At 66.8% G+C, this 18,330-nt stretch carries 14 protein-coding genes; 10 read left to right on the forward strand and 4 right to left on the reverse strand.

The window, feature by feature from the left end; translation table 11 throughout:
• The first annotated feature begins 206 nt into the window (after positions 1 to 206).
• The 7 genes from pyrR (at position 207) to VMI09_11855 (ending at position 11,254) form a co-directional block, all read left to right on the forward strand.
• Entirely contained in the window at positions 207 to 776 is a 570-nt protein-coding gene (pyrR, locus tag VMI09_11825; GenBank protein HTQ25377.1) for a bifunctional pyr operon transcriptional regulator/uracil phosphoribosyltransferase PyrR, read from the forward strand.
• A complete protein-coding gene (locus tag VMI09_11830) occupies positions 773 to 2,755 on the forward strand; it encodes an aspartate carbamoyltransferase catalytic subunit (protein HTQ25378.1) in 1,983 nt (660 codons plus the stop codon). Before pyrR ends, VMI09_11830 begins: the two co-directional genes overlap by 4 nt.
• Positions 2,752 to 4,119 carry a dihydroorotase gene (locus VMI09_11835; GenBank protein ID HTQ25379.1) on the forward strand — a complete coding sequence of 456 codons (1,368 nt, stop codon included), beginning with the start codon at positions 2,752 to 2,754 and terminating at the stop codon, positions 4,117 to 4,119. Before VMI09_11830 ends, VMI09_11835 begins: the two co-directional genes overlap by 4 nt.
• A complete protein-coding gene (gene carA, locus VMI09_11840; protein ID HTQ25380.1) occupies positions 4,116 to 5,318 on the forward strand; it encodes a glutamine-hydrolyzing carbamoyl-phosphate synthase small subunit in 1,203 nt (400 codons plus the stop codon). Before VMI09_11835 ends, carA begins: the two co-directional genes overlap by 4 nt.
• Positions 5,318 to 8,560: a carbamoyl-phosphate synthase large subunit gene (gene carB, locus VMI09_11845; GenBank protein ID HTQ25381.1), complete on the forward strand. Its 3,243-nt coding sequence runs from the start codon at positions 5,318 to 5,320 to the stop codon at positions 8,558 to 8,560. Before carA ends, carB begins: the two co-directional genes overlap by 1 nt.
• 77 nt (positions 8,561 to 8,637) lie before the next feature.
• Positions 8,638 to 10,737 carry an ATP-dependent DNA helicase RecG gene (locus VMI09_11850; GenBank protein HTQ25382.1) on the forward strand — a complete coding sequence of 700 codons (2,100 nt, stop codon included), beginning with the start codon at positions 8,638 to 8,640 and terminating at the stop codon, positions 10,735 to 10,737.
• A gap of 4 nt (positions 10,738 to 10,741) precedes the next feature.
• The gene (locus VMI09_11855; protein HTQ25383.1) at positions 10,742 to 11,254 is read left to right on the forward strand and encodes an NUDIX hydrolase; all 513 of its coding nucleotides are present in this window, start codon (positions 10,742 to 10,744) and stop codon (positions 11,252 to 11,254) included.
• Here the strand turns inward: VMI09_11855 and VMI09_11860 are convergent.
• The 3 genes from VMI09_11860 to VMI09_11870 form a co-directional block, all read right to left on the reverse strand.
• Entirely contained in the window at positions 11,226 to 12,476 is a 1,251-nt protein-coding gene (locus VMI09_11860; GenBank protein HTQ25384.1) for a hypothetical protein, read from the reverse strand. The genes VMI09_11855 and VMI09_11860 overlap by 29 nt on opposite strands.
• Before the next feature lie 56 nt (positions 12,477 to 12,532).
• Positions 12,533 to 13,864 (reverse strand): hypothetical protein, encoded by a 1,332-nt coding sequence (locus VMI09_11865; GenBank protein ID HTQ25385.1) that lies wholly within the window; start codon positions 13,862 to 13,864, stop codon positions 12,533 to 12,535.
• A 125-nt stretch (positions 13,865 to 13,989) separates the two neighbouring features.
• Positions 13,990 to 14,655, reverse strand: coding sequence for a septal ring lytic transglycosylase RlpA family protein (locus VMI09_11870; GenBank protein ID HTQ25386.1), 666 nt, complete (start codon positions 14,653 to 14,655; stop codon positions 13,990 to 13,992).
• A gap of 188 nt (positions 14,656 to 14,843) precedes the next feature.
• On the opposite strand from VMI09_11870, the gene VMI09_11875 reads away from it, so the two are divergent.
• From VMI09_11875 to VMI09_11885, 3 genes are all read left to right on the forward strand, one after another.
• Complete coding sequence (locus VMI09_11875; protein HTQ25387.1) at positions 14,844 to 16,004, forward strand: deoxyguanosinetriphosphate triphosphohydrolase; 1,161 nt, start codon at positions 14,844 to 14,846, stop codon at positions 16,002 to 16,004.
• The gene (locus VMI09_11880) at positions 15,991 to 16,680 is read left to right on the forward strand and encodes a tetratricopeptide repeat protein (protein ID HTQ25388.1); all 690 of its coding nucleotides are present in this window, start codon (positions 15,991 to 15,993) and stop codon (positions 16,678 to 16,680) included. The genes VMI09_11875 and VMI09_11880 overlap by 14 nt, the downstream gene beginning before the upstream one ends.
• A gap of 81 nt (positions 16,681 to 16,761) precedes the next feature.
• Positions 16,762 to 17,088: a hypothetical protein gene (locus tag VMI09_11885; GenBank protein ID HTQ25389.1), complete on the forward strand. Its 327-nt coding sequence runs from the start codon at positions 16,762 to 16,764 to the stop codon at positions 17,086 to 17,088.
• A gap of 46 nt (positions 17,089 to 17,134) precedes the next feature.
• Here VMI09_11885 and VMI09_11890 read toward each other — a convergent pair whose 3' ends face one another.
• Positions 17,135 to 17,644, reverse strand: a complete 510-nt coding sequence (locus VMI09_11890; GenBank protein ID HTQ25390.1) for a hypothetical protein — start codon at positions 17,642 to 17,644, stop codon at positions 17,135 to 17,137.
• Positions 17,645 to 18,330 lie beyond the last annotated feature (686 nt).

Genomic DNA, 18,330 nt, shown 5'->3' on the forward strand with positions numbered 1-18,330 from the left:
GATTCGCGCGCCTCCTTGACCCAAACCCGATCGCGGGCGGAAAATGAAGATGGACCTTTAACCCGCCACAGAGAGGGCGGAAAGGGTGAAACGATGGAATCGCATTTGTCAGTACCCGGCTGCGCCCGCAGACGGGTGTTTTTTTGCGCCGCGCCGCCATCGGCGTCCGCAGGCGCGAGCGCAAGCGGATCGGCGCGCGCGCAAGGATGAGCGCGCAGGCGAACTTCAAGCCGGCGCTGGCGCTCGACGCTGGCGCGATCGCGCGCTCGGTCAAGCGCATCGCGCACGAGATCCTCGAGCGCAATGAAGGCGCGGCCAATATCGTCCTGGTCGGCGTCGTGCGCCGCGGCGCGCATCTCGCTGAACGGTTGGCCGACGCAATGGCAGAAGGCGGCAAACGCGCAGTGCCGGTCGGCACGCTCGACATCTCCTCGTATCGGGACGACGGGCGCGGCGCGCCGGGCGATCCGCGCCTGCTCGGTCGCGATATCGCCTTCGCGCTCGATCGCAAGCGCGTGGTGCTGGTCGACGACGTGCTTTACACCGGACGCACCGTGCGCGCGGCGCTTGACGCGCTGGCCGACCTCGGCCATCCGGAATCGATCCAGCTGGCCGTGCTCGTGGATCGCGGCGAGCGCGAACTGCCGATCCGCGCCGACTATGTCGGGCGCAATATCGAGGCGCCGCGCGACCAGCGGGTTTACGTGCGCCTGGCAGAGGTCGACGGCGTTGACGAGGTCGTGATCGGCGGGGCCAAGCGGGGGGCGGCGGCTTGAGTGTCGCTCTGAATACGATGGCGCGCCTTGGGAAAAACGACATCGTTTCGATCGAAGACCTGACGACGGCGGATATCGAACGGATTTTCGAGCTGGCGGACTCGTTCGCCACCGGCCTCGAGCGCGGCGAGACGCTCGATCGCGCCCACGGCCTTATCATGGCCACGCTCTTCTACGAGCCATCCACGCGCACGCGCCTGAGCTTCGAATCCGCGATGCATCGGTTGGGCGGCGCGGTCATCAGCTCGCCCGACATGCACGCCTCCTCCGCCGCCAAGGGCGAGACCCTGGCCGATACCGTGCGCGTGGTCGGCGCGTACGCCGACGTTATCGTGGTGCGCCATCCGCGCGACGGCGCCGCGCGAGTCGCGGCCGAGTATGCGCCATGCCCGGTGATCAACGCGGGCGACGGTAGCCGCGAGCATCCGACCCAGACGCTTTGCGACCTCTACATCCTGCGCCGCAAGAAGGGCCATCTGCGGGGGCTGACGGTGGCGATCTGCGGCGATTTGAAATTCGGCCGCACGGTCCATTCTCTGATTTACGCGCTGGCGCGCTTCGGCGCCAATATCGTGGCCGTGCCGTACAACGGGATGAATGTCCCGGACTACGTGCTCGAGCGGATCGCCGCGGAGAGCAGGTACGGGCTTTCGACCGTCTCGATGGAAGAGTTGCGCTCGCTGGCGGGCGGGATCGACGCGCTCTACCTGACGCCCAACGCGCCGCATCAGATGGCGCTCTTCACCTCCGACATGCCGCTTGAAGGCGCGTTGCCGGCGGCGGCGGCGCCCGCCGCGCTCGACGCTTTTTACCTGACGCGTCTGCAGCGCGAGCGGATGGACGACAAGGAGGCCGCGGGCGGCGGGTACGGCCATTTCGACGCGCGCGCGCTCAAGACCAGCCGCACGCACGAAGCGGTGGTGATGCATCCGCTGCCGCGCACCGATGAACTGGCCTATGAACTCGACGCCGACCCGCGCGCGGTGTACTTCGAGCAGGCCGCCGCCGGGGTGCCGGTGCGGATGGCGCTCATCGCGTGGTTGCTCGAACAGGACGGCGCCGAACGCGTGCGCCCGGCCGCGCCGCCGGCCGCGATTCGCTTCAAGTCGCATCCGGCCCCGCGCTGTCCCAACCCGGGATGTATCAGCCGCCACGAGGGCGCGTACCTCTCTCCGCGCTTTCGGCTGGGCCGTTCGACCGACGCCTCGACGCTGCCGCTGGTATGCGAGTTCTGCGAACGCGAGCTCAAGATCGATTTCGTCGGTAACGCGCGCACGCGGCGTTACTACCGCTTCGACCGCAATCTCTACGGATACGTGCGCAGCTGGATCGAAGAGGGGTCGCTCGCGGTGTTCGAGAGCGTCAAGCAGGCGGAGGAGAGCGGTTACGAACCCTACCGCCGCGGCCCGCAACGCGAAATCATGAATGCCGAGGAAGTGGCGGCGGCCTGCCGCGCGCTGGCCGCGCAAATCTCTGCCGACTTGCCCGACCTCGCCTCGGTCACGATCGTCGGCGTGGTCAGCCACGGCGCGATGCTCGCGATGCGCCTGCGCGATCTGATCGAGGCCGAGTCCCACGTGCGTCCGCCGTGCGTCGCACTCGACGTCTTCGGCGGTGAGGCGGCGTTCCATCCGCTCGACGGCAGCGGAGGCGGTCCGCTCGAAGTGGAAGATCGGACGATCGTGCTGGTTGACGACGTCATCAACAGCGGATGGACCGTGCAGCGCGCGATGACGGCGCTATGGCAACGCGGCCGGCCCGCCGCGGTCAAGCTCGCGGTGCTGATCGATCGCGGCCATCGCGCCGTTCCGATCCGTCCCAACTACGTCGGCAAGAATATCCCCACCGCGCGCGCCGAGCGCGTGCAGGTGCGCCTGGCCGCCCCCGAAGGCGCCGCTCCCGGCCGCGCCCGAACGCAGGACCGCGTGGTCGTCTACTCGATGGTCGAATCGCTCAAGGAGGGAGAGGCCGCCGGATGAGCCGAATTGTGCTGCGCGGCGGGCGGCTAATCGATCCGGCGCGCGAAGTCGACGAGAGCTGCGACTTGCTGATTGACGAGGGCGTGGTCGAAGCGATCGAGCCGCCGGGCCGGCTGGGCGAGGTCGAGGGCGCGACCGTGATCGACGCGGCGGGATGCTGGGTCGTGCCGGGGCTCGTCGACCCGCACGTCCATCTGCGCGACCCGGGTTTCCCGGAGAAGGAAACGATCGCAAGCGGGTTGCGCGCAGCGGCGGCCGGCGGCTTTTGCACGATCGCCGCGATGGCGAATACGTCGCCGGTCAACGACCGTCCCGAGGTGACGCGCTACATGCTCGAGCAGGCCGCGGCCGCGCGCGCGACGCGCCTGATTCCCGTCTCTGCCGTGACGCGAGGGCTCGGCGGCCGCGAAACGGTGGACTTTGCCGCGATGGCCGAAGCCGGCGCGCGCCTTTTCTCGGACGACGGAATTCCGATCGACGAACAGGCCGTGCTGGCGCGCGCGATGGAAGAGGTCGCGAAGCTGGGGTTCGCGATCTCGCTGCACGAGGAGGACCGCGCGCTTACCGACAAAGGCGCGATCAACGCGGGCGAGGTCTCGAAGCATCTCGGCGTCGCCGGCGCGCCGGCCGCGGCCGAAACCGAGCGCATCCGGCGCGACCTGGCGCTGGCGATTGGCACCGGCGCGCCGGTCCATATAGCGCACGTATCTACCGCGCGCTCTATCGATCTCATCCGCGCCGCCCGCAAGCAGGGCGCGCAGGTCACCTGCGAAGCGACGCCGCATCATTTCACGCTCGACGATCGCGCGGTGCTGCGATGGGGCCCCAATGCCAAGATGGCGCCGCCGCTGCGCGCGGCCCGTGATGTCGAGGCCGTGGTAGCGGCGATCGCCGACGGCACGATAGATATGATCGCGACCGATCATGCGCCGCACGATCCGCACTCCAAGCGGATGGAGCGGCTGGCGGGTTTGTTCAGCGCGGAGCACGACTGCGGGCGCCTCGGCGAAAGCGACGGCGAGGCGCTGACCAAGGCCGCCAACGGCGTCGTGGGGCTCGAAACCGCGCTCGGGCTTGCGCTCGCGCTGGTCCATCGCGGCGCGATCGGTCCGGCGCGGATGGTCGAACTGATGTCGCTCGGGGGGGCGCGGTTGCTGAGAATTGAAGGCGGCACGCTGGAGGAAGGCGCGCGCGCCGATGTCACGCTAATCGATCCGAATATGGAATGGACGGTGGAACCGGCGAAATTCATTTCAAAGAGCCGTAACAGCCCGTTTGCCGGGCGGCGGTTGAAAGGCAGGGCGATCTTGACCATGGTCGCGGGCGACGTGGTTTACGACGGCAGAGCGGAGATGCGAGCGTGAGCGCATCGCGCGAAGCAATCCTGGCGCTGGCCGACGGCAGGGTCTTTCGCGGCCGCGCTTTTGGCGCGATCGGCGAGACCGTGGGTGAGATGGTCTTCAACACCGCGATGACCGGTTATCAGGAAGTGCTGACCGATCCATCCTACAAGGGACAGATCGTGTGCATGACCTACCCAGAGATCGGCAACGTGGGTATAAATGCCGACGACGCAGAGTCCGCGGGCGTTCATGTCGAGGGCTTCGTGGTCAAAGATTACCGCCCGCGGCCGTCGAACTGGCGCTCGGAGATGACGCTCGGCGAGTATCTCGAACGCGCGGGCGTGCCGGGAATCGAGGGAATCGACACCCGCGCGCTGGTGCGACACATCCGCACCCACGGCGCGCAGGAGGCGGTGATTTCGAGCGTCACGCTCGACGCCGACGCACTGGTCGCGCGCGCCAAGGCCTCACCCGGACTGGTGGGCCACGACCTGGTGAAGGAGGTAACCTGCGCCGAGCCCTACGATTGGGATCTCGGCGATTGGGAACTCGGAGCCGGCTACCGGCGGCCCTCGAAGGAAGAGATGCGCGACGCGCCGCTGGTCGTAGCTCTCGACTACGGAATCAAGCGCAACATCCTGCATCGCCTGGTTGCAAGCGGCTTTCGCGTGCGCGTGCTGCCGGCGACCGCAACCGCAGACGACATCCTCGCGCCCAATCCCGACGGCGTTTTTCTCTCCAATGGCCCGGCGGATCCGGCGGCGCTGCCTTACGCGAGCGAGGCCGTGCGCGGCGTGCTCGGACGCAAACCGATCTTCGGGATTTGCCTCGGCCATCAGATTCTGGGTCTCGCGCTGGGCGGGCGCACCTACAAGCTCGGCTTCGGCCATCATGGCGCCAACCATCCGGTGATGGATCTGCGTACGCACAAGGTCGAAATCACGTCGCAGAACCATGGCTTCGCGGTCGACGCCGAATCGCTCCAGCGACGCGCGGAGCTGTCGCATCTCAATCTCAATGACAAGACGGTCGAGGGACTGCGCGGAGTCGGGATGCCGTTTTTCTCCGTGCAGTACCATCCGGAAGCGTCGCCAGGACCGCACGACGCGGGTTACCTGTTCGCGCGCTTTCGCCGGCTGGTCGAGGAATTCCCGCGCTCGGGCGCAGAGGCGCTCGACCGTATCGCGGCTGAAGAGCGCGGCGCCGCCCTGGACGTCTGATGCCGCTACGCAAGGATCTGAAATCGGTGCTGCTGATCGGCTCGGGTCCGATCGTGATCGGCCAGGCCTGCGAGTTCGACTACTCGGGCACGCAGGCGCTCAAGGCGCTCCGCGAGGAAGGTCTAAGACTCATCCTGGTCAACTCGAATCCGGCCACGATCATGACCGACCCGGAGTTGGCGGATCGCACCTATATCGAGCCGATGACCGCGGCGGCGCTCGAACGGATTATCGCCCGCGAGCACCCCGACGCGCTCCTGCCCACGGTCGGCGGCCAGACCGCGCTCAACCTGGCGATCGAGCTTGCCGAAAGCGGCGTGCTCGAGCGTTACGGCGTCGAACTAATCGGCGCAAAGCTCGCCGCGATCAAGAAGGCCGAGGACCGCGACCTCTTCAAGCAGGCGATGATCGCGATCGGGCTCCAGGTGCCGGAGTCCGGCGTTGCGCACTCGCATGAAGAGGCCGACGCGATCCGCGCGCGCCTCGGACTTCCGCTCATCATCCGGCCCTCGCGCACGCTCGGCGGCACCGGCGGCTCGATCGCGCGCGATCCCGCTGAGTACCGCGCCAAGGTCCAGTGGGGCATGGAGATGTCGCCCAACCACGAGGTGCTGATCGAACAATCGGTCGAGGGCTGGAAGGAATACGAACTGGAAGTGATGCGCGACGGGGCAGACAACGTCGTGATCGTCTGCTCGATCGAGAATTTAGACCCGATGGGCGTGCATACGGGCGATTCGATCACGGTGGCGCCGGCACAGACGCTGACCGACAAGGAATATCAGATCATGCGCGACGCCGCGCTCCGCATCATTCGCGAGATCGGCGTCGATACCGGAGGGTCAAATATCCAGTTTGCGATCGATCCCAGGAGCGGGCGCATGGTGGTGATCGAGATGAATCCGCGCGTCTCGCGCAGTTCGGCGCTGGCCTCCAAGGCCACCGGCTTTCCGATCGCCAAGATCGCGGCGCGCCTGGCGGTGGGCTACCGCCTCGACGAGATTCCCAACGACATCACGCGGATGACCCCCGCCTGCTTCGAACCCACCATCGACTACGTGGTAACCAAGATTCCGCGTTTCGCGTTCGAGAAGTTCCGCGGCGCGGCCGACGAGCTCGGACCGCAGATGAAGTCGGTGGGCGAGGCGATGGCGATCGGCCGCACCTTCAAGGAATCGCTGCAGAAGGCGCTCCGGTCGCTGGAGATCGGCTCGTGGGGGCTCGAAAGCCGCACGGCCGGGCTGCGCGCGGCGGCCGCTCTCGCTACCGTCCGCGCCCATCTTTCGCTGCCCAACAGCCATCGGCTCTACTATCTCGCCGACGCGGTGCGCCTGGGCATGGCGCGCGAGGAGATCCATCAGCTGACCGGCATCGACCCGTGGTTTATCGACGCAATCGCCGAGATCGTCGAGAGCGAAGCGCGAATCAGGAACGGTCCGCTCGACGCGGCGCTGCTCCGCGAGGCCAAGGAGGCCGGCTTCTCCGATCGCCGAATCGCTGATCTCACGGGCCTCGACGAGGCCGCGGTGGCGCTCAGGCGGCGCAAAGCGGGCGTGACGCCCGTGTTCAAGGCGGTCGACACCTGCGGCGCCGAATTCCAGGCCTTCACGCCCTATCTCTATTCGACCTACGAGGGCGAGGACGAGGCGCCGCCCGACGCTCGCCCCAAGGTGATGATTCTCGGCGGCGGCCCCAACCGTATCGGCCAGGGGATCGAGTTCGACTACTGCTGCGTGCACGCGAGTCTCGCACTCAAGGAAGCCGGCTTCGAGACGATCATGGTCAATTGCAATCCGGAGACGGTCTCGACCGACTACGACATCTCCGACCGCCTCTACTTCGAACCGCTGACGTTCGAGGACGTCTTGGCGATCGCCGAGCGCGAGCGCCCGACCGGCGTGATCGTGCAGTTCGGCGGGCAGACGCCGCTCAAGCTCGCCGTTGCGCTGGAGCAGGCAGGCGTGCCGATCCTCGGCACCTCGCCGGATGCCATCGATCGCGCCGAGGATCGCGAGCGCTTCAATACCCTGGTCGACAAGCTCGGCCTCAAGCAGCCGCGCGGGGTGCTGACGCGCGGTCTTGACCAGGCGATTCGCGGGGCGGCGGAAATCGGCTACCCGGTGCTGATCCGCCCGTCGTACGTGCTCGGCGGACGCGCAATGGAAGTCGTCGCCGACGAGGCCGGATTGCGCCGCTACATCGAGCAGGCGTTGCTCGCGTCCGAAGAACGCCCGCTGCTGGTCGATCGCTACCTCCAGGGCGCGATCGAGGTCGATGTCGACGCGATCAGCGACGGCCAGACCGTGGTAATCGGCGGCGTGATGGAGCACGTCGAGCACGCCGGGATTCATTCCGGCGACAGCGCCTGCGCCCTGCCGCCGCGCACGCTCGACCGCGCGGCGCAGGAAGAATTGATGCGCCAGACGCGGATGCTGGCGCTCGAGCTCGGCGTCGTCGGCCTTCTCAACGTGCAGTTCGCGATCTTCGAGAGCGAAGTTTACATCCTCGAGGTCAACCCGCGAGCCTCGCGCACGATCCCGTTCGTCAGCAAGGCGATCGGCGTGCCGCTGGCCAAACTGGCGGCGCTGGTGATGGCCGGCAGGAAGCTCGCCGACCTTGGGTTCACGGCCGAGCGCACGCCCGACCACGTATCGGTCAAAGAGTCGGTGTTTCCTTTCGTGCGCTTCCCCGGCGTGGACACCATCCTCGGCCCCGAAATGAAATCGACCGGCGAAGTGATGGGGATCGACCGGACGTTCGCGATGGCCTTCGCCAAGGCCGAGCTGGCCGCATCGACCGATCTCCCCACGGACGGGCGCGTGTTTATCAGCGTGCGCGACGAGGACAAGACGGTGCTGGAGCCGATCGCGCGCGGACTCTCCACGATGGGCTTCGAGCTTGTGGCAACCGGCGGCACTGCGCGCCATATCGAGGGCGTGGGCATCGCGTGCGCCGTCGTCAACAAAGTCGCCCAGGGATCGCCTCACGTGGTCGACCTGATGCGCGACGGGAAGATCGCGATGGTAATCAACACGCCCGATGCGTCGGGCACGGCCGATTCGTTTTCGATCCGGCGCACGGCGCTCGAGATGCGCCTGCCGTTTTGCACCACGATGGCGGGCGCGCAGGCGGCGGTCGAGGGAATCGCAGCGCTTAAGGACAGACCCTTCGAGGTTCGCGCGCTGCAGGACTATCACTCGAACGGCGGCGCAGGGAAAAGCAATCGAGAAATAAACCGATGACCGCCTGCCGAAAGCGCCGCGCATAATCTGCCGCCGCCCTTCGATTCGCCCAATCTTCGCGCGCGATGCCGCTTGAGATGCAATCTCCGCTAAGCGCCCTTAGCGGAGTAGGGCCCAAGCGCGCTGCGGCGCTCGCCGAGCGCTCAGTCACCACCGTCGCCGACCTTCTTTTCAACCTTCCGCTGCACTACCAGGACTGGCGCTCGCGCACGCCGTTTGCGGAACTTAAGCCTGCGGCCTCCGTCGTCGTTGAAGGCCGTCTCGTCGGGCTCAAGGAGCGGCCGATGCGCGGGATGCGATGGCGGCGGATGGCGACCGCCTGGCTCGAAGGCGCGGACGGCGCCCGTGTCCGGGTGGTCTGGTTCAATCTGCCGGCCTATATGAAGGGGCGGATGCCTGAAGGCGAGCGGGTCGTGATGCACGGCCGCGTGAACGAGAGCCCCGACCGCGGATTGGAAATTGTCCATCCCGAGGTTTATCCGTTGGAGTCAGGCGCCCCGCCCGCGGTGCGTCCGGTGTACGGATTGCCTTCCGAGATTGGTCAGCGCGTCTATGCCGGGTTGATCGCGCAGGCGCTGGCCGCGATGCCCGCGCGCGTCGAGGGCGCGATGCCGGCCGCGCTGCGAGCCGAGGCCGGCGTGATGGCGCTCGGCGAGGCATTGCGGACGCTCCATCAGCCACCCGCCGACGCGGACCCCGCGAAGTTCGAGCTTGGAGACACGGCGGCTCATCGCGCGCTCGCCTTTGACGAGATGTTCGCGTTCCAGCTCGCGATGGCGATCGATCGCAGGCGTGCAGCACGGCGCACGGGCGCGCCGATGAACGTGCCGCCGCGCCTGACGGCGCGCCTGCTCGAAACGCTGCCGTTTACGCCCACGCGCGCGCAACTCCGTTCGATCGGCGAGATTGGTGCCGACCTTGCGCGAGCGCATCCGATGAACCGCCTGCTGATGGGCGACGTCGGCAGCGGCAAGACGTTGGTCGCGCTGTGGGCGGCGCTGCGCGCGGCCGAATCCGGATGGCAGGTCGCGATCATGGCGCCGACGGAACTGCTCGCCGAGCAACATTACCGGAGTTTCGTCGCGCTATGCGGCACGCTGGGCATGCCGGCCGCCCTGCTGCTCGGCAAGACTCCGCCGGCGGAGCGCATGCGGACGCTGCGTCTGCTCGCCTCCGGCGCGATTCCGATCGTCTTCGGCACGCACGCGCTCATCCAGGAAGGCGTCGCGCTCCGCAACCTGGGCCTGGCCATCATCGACGAGCAGCATCGCTTCGGCGTGTTCGATCGCGTGCGCCTGAAGGCCTTGGGCCCCACCGCTCACGTGCTGCTGATGACCGCGACGCCGATTCCGCGAAGCCTCGCGCTGACCCTGCTCGCCAATCTCGACATTTCGGCGCTCGACGAGATGCCGCCGGGACGAACGCCGGTACTGACTGAAATCTTCGGTGAGGACCAAATCGGCGAGGTCGACGCGATCGTCGGCGCCGAACTTCGGGCCGGACGGCGCGCCTTTTATATCGTTCCGCTGATCGAGAGCGAAGAGGACGGCGACGAGCGGCTGTCAGTTGCGGCAACCGCCAGGCGCCTGGGCGCGGGGCCGCTCGGCGCGTTCAGGATCGGCACGCTGCACGGCAGGATGCGCCCGGCGGACAAGGAGCGCACGATGCGCGCGTTTCGCGACGGCGGGCTCGATCTGCTCGTTTCGACTACGGTGGTCGAGGTCGGAATCGACGTACCCGAGGCGAGCGCGATCGTGGTGATCGCGGCGGAGCGCTACGGCCTTGCGCAATTGCATCAGTTGCGGGGCAGAGTGGGGCGGGGCGCCGCGGCGTCGCGATGCTGCCTCGTGGTGTCCAACGGCGAGGGCCCGCGCGCCCAGCAGGGGGTGCGCGCACGCCTTGAGGTGATGGTCCGAGCGGCCACCGGCGACGAGGTCGCCCGCGCCGACCTCGAACTGCGCGGCCCCGGCGATCTGCTCGGCGCGCGGCAAAGCGGCGCGTTGCCGCTACGCTTTGCCGATTTCATCCGCGACGGCCGGCTGATCGAGCAGGCGCGGGCGATGGCCGAGCGCTGGCTCGAACGCGATCCGGCCCTGGAGCTGCCGGAGTCGGCGGGAGCCCGCGCGGCGCTCATGCGAATGCTGGATTTCGGCTTCAGCCTCGGCGATGTAGGCTAGTCAGATGGCGCGGGCGAAATCCAAATCCGGGCGGCAGGGCGCAAAGCCGAAGATCAAGAGCCGCCGCGAAGTCTCCGCGGGCGGGCTCATCTGGTGCCGCCGCAGCGACGGATCGGTAAGCGTGGTGTTGGTGCGCCCGGCCGGCCGCAGCACCTGGGTGTTGCCCAAGGGACACCTCGAAGAGGGCGAGACGGTAGCGCAGGCTGCGATACGCGAGGCCCGGGAGGAGAGCGGCCTCACCGTGGGAGAGATCGAACCGCTCGGCGAAATCTCCTACGTTTATTCTTCGCGTGAGCGAGACCGCGACATGATCACGCGAATCTTCAAGCGGGTCCATTTTTTCCTGATGGAACATGCGGGCGGCGACATTTCAGCTCACGACGCCGAGACCGACGAAGTCGCGTGGCTGAGCCTCGAGGATGCGCTGGCGCGCGCAACCCATCCGAGCGAACAGGCGCTTATCGCCAAGGCTCGCGAGATGCTCGTGCTTAAGCGCCCGGCGGAGCAGCGACCCTGATCGTGCTCGCCCGCCACACTGCCGGTGCGAGGTCGGCCGACTGCACCGCGCCCGGACCGATGATCGCGAGCACCGACGTGCCGCGGCGCTCGACGTAGTGGAGCGGTGGAACGCCGCCGATCGCATTGCGCTCGAGGATTCCTTCATAGACCTGGCTGAACGCCGCCGCGCTCGTATCGTCGGCGAGCGCCACGATCCAGACCACCGTGGTTGCACCGCTCTCGTCCCGCAACACCGCCATCCGGTCTCCGCGCCAGCCGTTCGCGAGCCGGGCCGCGCCGCTCGAACCGCGCGTCAGGATGACGCGCAGGAGCAGTTCGCCGCAAGTGTTTTGCCCGATTTCGCGCGATCCCTTGAGCACCCGAGCCCATCCGCCGACGGCTATCCTGAGCGGCGCGACGCGGCCCAGGTAGAGCGCCGGATTCAGGATTTCGCGCGTCGAGACCGGCGGATTGGTGTAAAGCGCATTCACCGCATTCCAGCCGCCCTGCAGGAAGATTTGGCCGACGAAGCGCGCGCCGTCGGTGTACTGAAAGGTCAGCGAATCACGCAGCGCCGCCGGCGTGTCCGGCGATTGAAGGTCGAAAACCTGCGGCATGTCTCCGAGATGCGCGAGCAGATCGTTTATGGTTTCGGCGTCGATGATGCCTCTTAAGTAGCCGTAACCGACCAGCGTCGCATCGCCCTCGACCACCGACTTCAGCGCGAGGCGGCGATCATCGTTGTCGGCGATTCGATCGATCGCCGTGTGCGCGCCGAAGTACTGATCCTGCAGCGCGTGGGTCAATTCATGCGCGATGAGCATCTCGCTGGTCGAATCCCGGCGCCGGAAAATGCCCGCGATCCTCGACCAGAAGCCGGTTTCCGATTTGCCTTTGACCAGAACCATTTCCCGATCCTGCGGATCGTAAAAGGCCACGGCCTGGCTGCTCCGGACGCGCATCGTCTGGCTCTCGAGATTGGTCGGCGAAGAATAGAGCCCCACAAGCTCGCCGACCGCCGCCGCGCGCCGCAGCTCGGCCGGGTCATGATGGTTCTCGAATTCGCGTTGCATCACAAAGTCGGCCCGCCCCTGGTCCATCAGCACCAGCGGCACCTCGGTCTTGAAATGGAGCTGGCGCAACTCCTGTACGTCGGTATAAATCGCCTCGGCGTGCGCGATATTGACCTGGCCCCCGCTCACAACCGCATTGGTGCATCCGGCCAGCGCGAGCAGCGCCATCGCGGCGCCAAAGCGGAGGAGCAGTGAAGGAACCGATGATGCAGGCCGCGAGCGCATCAGTATGCGTCTGCAAGCCGGTGTGATCCGGCCGCGAGCAGGCGCGGCCGCATCAGGGAAGCGGGCGGAGCGCTCACATGCAGCGACGGATTGCCCGGTGTAATCGCCGGGGGCGGCGCCGCGATGGTGCTGGCTTTCCATACCGCGGAACCCAGCCGATCGTAATGATTGGCCGCTTCGCCGACCACGACCAGGACTGCGCTGTCCTTGAGCTCGACTCGATGCGCCGCGGGATGGCCACGCAGGTGATCGAGGACCTTGCGATAGAGGCCGGCGAAACGCGACGCCGAATCTGCATCGCGAAAGGCAAGCAGCCAGATCACGCTGGTGGCTTCACCCTTGCGCAGCATCACGATTCGGTCGCCCGCCCATCCGGCGGCGAGCGCCAGGTCGGGCGACGCCGTGCCGCGCGTGTTCTCGAGAACGATACGGAGGCCAAGCTCGCCCAGCGTGTCCTCGTCGGCTTTGCGCCATCCGGCAAGCTGCGCCTGGTAGCCCGCGACGGTCACCGTGGAGGGCAGGGTGGGGTGCTCGAAGTACAGCGACGGATCGATGATCTGCTGCGTGGATTGCGGCGGCTCGGCGTAAAGTTTGTCGACCCCCTTCCAGCCGCCGCGCTGGTAGGCCTCGGCGACGAACTTGACCCCGTCGGTGTACTGGAAAATCAGCGGCTCAGACACGCCGCGCGGCACTCCGGCGGCCGCGCCGGTGAAGGTTTGCGAGAAGCTCCCCAGGTTGGCGATCAGCGCGGCGAGGATCACGGAGTCCATGCGGCCCAGCATGCAGGCATAGCCGGCGATAGTGGCGTCACCCTCGGCCACCGAGTGCAGCGCGAGCGCGCGGTCGCCGTTGTTCTTCAGCGCTTCGTCCCTGGCGCCGAAGTCGAAGTTCTGGTCCTGCAGCGCGTGGGTGAATTCGTGCGCCAGGATCATGCCGTTGAGCTTGCTCTGCAGCTCCGGCGGCTGGCCGGGAAACTCACGCTCGATCGCGCCCTTCACGATCACCATGGTCTTCTTTTTGAAGTCGTAAAATGCGATGACCTGGCTCTCGAGCAGGCTCATGTTGGCGGCTTTGAGATCGAGCCCCGGCGGATACAATCCGATCAGCGCGCCCGCGCGCCCATCGGTCTCGATCGCGTCGGTCGTGTACTCGCTCTCGAACTCCGCCTGCAACAGCTTGCCGGCCTCTTCGCTGCTACGGACTTCGACCGGCACCTTGTGTGTGAGCTTGAGCAGGCGCACTTCCTGCACCGTCCGCTCGACCGCGGCCGCCTGCTCCTGGGTGACCTTGCCGCCTTCGGCCTGCGCGCGGACGTGCCGTGCGCCGGTCACCGCCAGGATCGCGGCGGCAATAAGCGAAATTACAAGACTACGCGGGAACAGACTGCGGTGGAAAGGCAGCAGGCTGCGCGAGAAAGACGGGCGGCTGTGCGGCGCGACGGGGCGGGTGGGCTCTTTCATTCGCTGACGATTATGACCGGCAGTCCGAAGCGCGCGGTTGCGGCCGCGCGCGCCTGGGCCTGCTCGCGGGTCGCGAACCCACCCATCCGCACACGGTAATAGCGCCTGCCCGCGGTATCAAGCTCGCTCAACCTTACGTCTGGGTAGTAGGCGGCAAGGCGGACGCGGATGTTCTCGGCGTTGCTCTCGTCGGCATACGATCCCGCCTGGACGAAAAATTGCGGCACGCCCGCGGGATCGACCTCCGGCGTCGATATGAGGTCCATCCGCACCAGCGCCGTTCCCGGCCCCACCATCCCGAGCGCGCGCGCCGCGCAGTAAGAGAGATCGATCTTGCGCCCCTTGCGAAACGGGCCGCGATCGTTGATTCGCACCTCGACCGCGCGCCCACTGCCCAGATCGGTCACGATCACGCGCGCGCCGAGCGGAAAGATGCTCGACGCGGCCGTCATCTGGTCCTGATTATAGATTTCGCCCGTCGCAGTCGGATGGCCGTCGAATCCGGGCCCGTACCATGACGCTTTGCCGACTACCGAGCGAATCGCACCCGGCGTGGGTGCACCTGGCGCGGACGTGACGCTCGGTGCCGGCTGCTGCGCGGCGCATCCCGCCGCCGTCACGCACACGACCATCGCGAGCCAGATCCACCGCCGCGTCGTCATCCGCCCACCCGGGACGATTATAGGCTCGCCCAATAGCTTGAGAAATACGCGAGCCCGCGCGATCCTGGCGGCTTTTGCGCGCACCCGGGGGCATCTGTTGACAGCCAAGAGCGCGCGCGCTTCGGCGCACCGCGCCAGTCGTGGTAGGCTTTGCATCAGCGTTCCGCCGGACCCGGCGGTGCATCAGGATGCTGCGCAACAGAGAGGACCTCGAAGAACTTGAGGCGCGCACGCTCGCGCCCTATGCGATGCTCTCGCGGATGAGCCGCGGGCGGCGCTTTCCCGAGCCGCCCCATCCGATGCGCACGGCGTTCCAGCGCGACCGCGACCGTATCGTCCATTCCGCCGCCTTTCGCCGCCTCGAATACAAGACCCAGGTCTTCGTCAATCACGAGGGCGACTATTATCGCACGCGCCTGACGCATACGGTCGAAGCCGCGCAGATCACGCGCACGATCGCGCGCGCGCTCGGACTTAACTCGGAGTTCGCCGAGGCGGTCGCGCTTGCGCACGATCTCGGCCACACGCCGTTCGGCCACGCCGGCGAGCGGGCGCTGAGCGCGCTGATGGAGCCGCACGGCGGCTTCGATCACAACGCGCAGAGCCTGCGCACGGTGGACTGGATCGAGGTGCGCTATCCGAATTTCCGCGGCCTCAACCTGACCTTCGAAGTGCGCGAGGGGATCATCAAACACTCCGAGTTCAAGCTGCGGCCCGCGGCGGCGGAATTCGACTCCGCGCTCTTCCCATGCCTGGAGGCGCAGATCGTGGACCTCGCCGATGAAATCGCCTATCTCGCGCACGACGTCGACGACGGGCTCAAGGCCGACATGCTCACGGTGGATGACCTCAACGGCACCCGCCTGTTCCACCAGGCCGCCGCCGCGGCGCGAGAGGCCAGCGCGCACGCCGAACGGGGCGTGGTGCGCTATCAGACCGTGATCCGGATGATCGACGCGATGGTGACCGACCTCGTGGCCAATATCAACGCGGAACTCGAGCGCAACTCGATTCTGAGCGTCGACGACGTGCGGCGCGCGCGACGCGCGCTCGCGCGCTTCGGCCCCGCGATGGCTCCGATGGTGGACGAGCTGAAGCAGTTGATGCGTGAGCGGCTCTATCGCCATTACCGGGTCAGCCGCATGACCGGCAAGGCGGGCAGGGTGCTCGAGCGCCTGTTCGAAACTTACATGAGCGAGCCGCGCCAGATGCCCGGCCATGTGCTGCGCCGGATCGAGGTTGACGGCGAGGCGCTCGCGCGCGTCGTCGCCGACTATATTGCCGGGATGACCGACCGCTTCGCCCTCGACGAGTACCGCAAACTGTTCGATCCCGATGAACGGGTCTGACACACCGCCGAACCGAAGCGATGGAAAGGCACGCGCGGCGCGCGGGCGCGCCGCCACGACCCGCATCGTCATCCGGCGCGAGGACCATATCGGCGACGGCCTCGGCTTTATCTTTCTCGAAAACGGAGCCGGCGACCACGACGCAATAATCGACCGGTTGCGCGAGTACCTCGGCCCGCGGATCAGGATCCTGAAAGCCGAAGTCGGCGTCGAACGGATCGAAGTCGAGGCCGGCGGACGGCGTTTTTCCGAGGAGGCGGCGCGGATGGCCGAAGCCGGCGAGGACCTGCGGCGCAAGGGCGCGACGCGCAACGCGCTCGCCCATTTCAACGAGGCGCTGGCGCTCGACCCGCTCAACCTCATCGCTCTGCGTGGCCTCGGTGCGCTGCTCGCTTCGCGCGAGGATTATTCGGGGGCCTTCCGCATCCTTTGCAAGGCGCGCGAGGCGGGCGGCGACGGCCCCGGGGTCCTGCATGAGCTGGGGCGCGTGGCGGCCGCGATGGGAAGGATCGCCACGGCGCTCGTGTATCTCGAACGGGCCAGCGAACTCGCGCCCGACGATCTCGCGATCCGGCGCACGCTCGCCGACCTCGGACGCAAGCCGCGCTCGACGGCGAAGCTCAAGGAGCGCGCGGCGCTCGTCGCTCCGCAGCCGCGGCGGCGCCCGCTGTCGTAAAAAAAGGGCGTCGCGCCCTGTCTATCGAACGATTCCCGTTCGGTTTCCTGGCGGCGGCACGGACGCTACAATCCCTGCATCGTGAGGTTCCCCGAGCTTCGCCATGCAGCCGCGCTCGGCCTGCTCGCCGCCTGGTATCTGCTGACGCCGCCGTTCAGTCCGCCCGATCCGCCCGGCCCGTTACAGCTCGACGCGCCGCTCAGCCAGTGGAACCAGATGGACTCCTCCGACACCGCGGCCGGATGCGAGGAGCAGCGCGACAACATGGTGCGGATGTACGGCAGCGGCGACATGACGTCGCTGAATATCCAGTTCAAGCTCTGGCTCTACCACAACTCGGTATGCGTCTCCTCGGCCGACCCGCGCCTTCGCGCCGGCAAGCAGAACCCGCATCATCCTCCGAAGTAGTACCGGGACAGGCAGGCTCCGGTCGGCGGCGAAGGCGTAGGCCGCTTCAGTGACAGGCCGGCTCCAGGGTCGCCGCCTGCAGGTACGGCTCAGCCGCATCTATGTACTGGATGGCCCTGTCGCGATGACCGCCCGCAGCCTGGGCGGCCTGCAATTGAGTCTTGGCCTCTTTGCACTCCCGCAAAGCGTCGTGCACGTAGGGATGGAGCTGTCCGGGTGTAACTTTTATGTCCGAGGACTCCGAGACCGTGGGCACGCTCCCGTGCTCGGCCGTAATCCCGGCCTGGACTTCGCTCAATGCCTGTTCGATTTGTTGATTTGCTTTCGCTCGGTTACCGCCAAGGTTTTTGCAGGCTTGACCGAGCACGTAGTGCGCGCGCCTGAGCTTGCGGTAGGCCTCGTCGAGATGCGGTTGCGCGGCGGCGGCCTGCGCCTGGGCTTTGGCGGCTTTCCTCTTCTGGGATTGAGCCTGCGCCTGGGACGCTATGCTCGTGACGACGAACGTCATCCCCGCGATCAAGAGAACCCGCACAACAACTGCCAGCGATCTTTTCATCTGTTTCCCCTGTGGCCGTGGATAGGGTTCTAGGGTCCTTGTAGCTTAACGGTTCGAAGCGCCGCAACCGGAACCGGTCCCCGAACAATCGCCGATTCGCTCGAGTCAGGGGGCGGCTCTTCGCCGGCCTGGGAGTTTTCCCAGTGGCGTTTCATAGCCGCATCATTTGGTTGCCGAACTAGGTCGGCTGGTTGTCCCGACCAGGGGCTGCGGTCTTCCAGACTCCCGCGACGAGGCTACGTCCGGGTCAGCCGAGGTTAGGCGTGCAGATCGTACCGAGCGGGCGCGCCCCCAGCGCACGCCATGTCGATCGCCAAGTAGACATAATATTTCGAGCGCGCCGTAACGCAGGCGAAAAGGAGAGGAGGTTTCCCGAAGATCAATTAGGTGGGGTGAAGGGCAGAAACGAGCGCAACAAGTATTGCGGAGAATCACGGGTCTCTCCCCCACACTCGCAATGTATGGCAAGCTGCCCCGTTGATGATTCCTAATCAATATCGAGCCGGATCGGGCACGGCGTCTTTCCGAACCATCAAGCACAAAATGTCTCCCGGGTCGTCGTTCGGCAGTATCCAACCGAGAACGCTGGCCGCGAGCTTGAAGACGGGACGCCAAGTGGTGCTTCTGCCGTTTGCCGGATAGGGCCATTTATCGACTATTCTCAGACCGTGTCTCGGAAGAATCCG

The sequence above is a fragment of the Candidatus Binataceae bacterium genome, from assembly GCA_035500095.1.
In the GTDB taxonomy this organism is placed as follows: Bacteria; Desulfobacterota; Binatia; order Binatales; family Binataceae; genus JAKAVN01.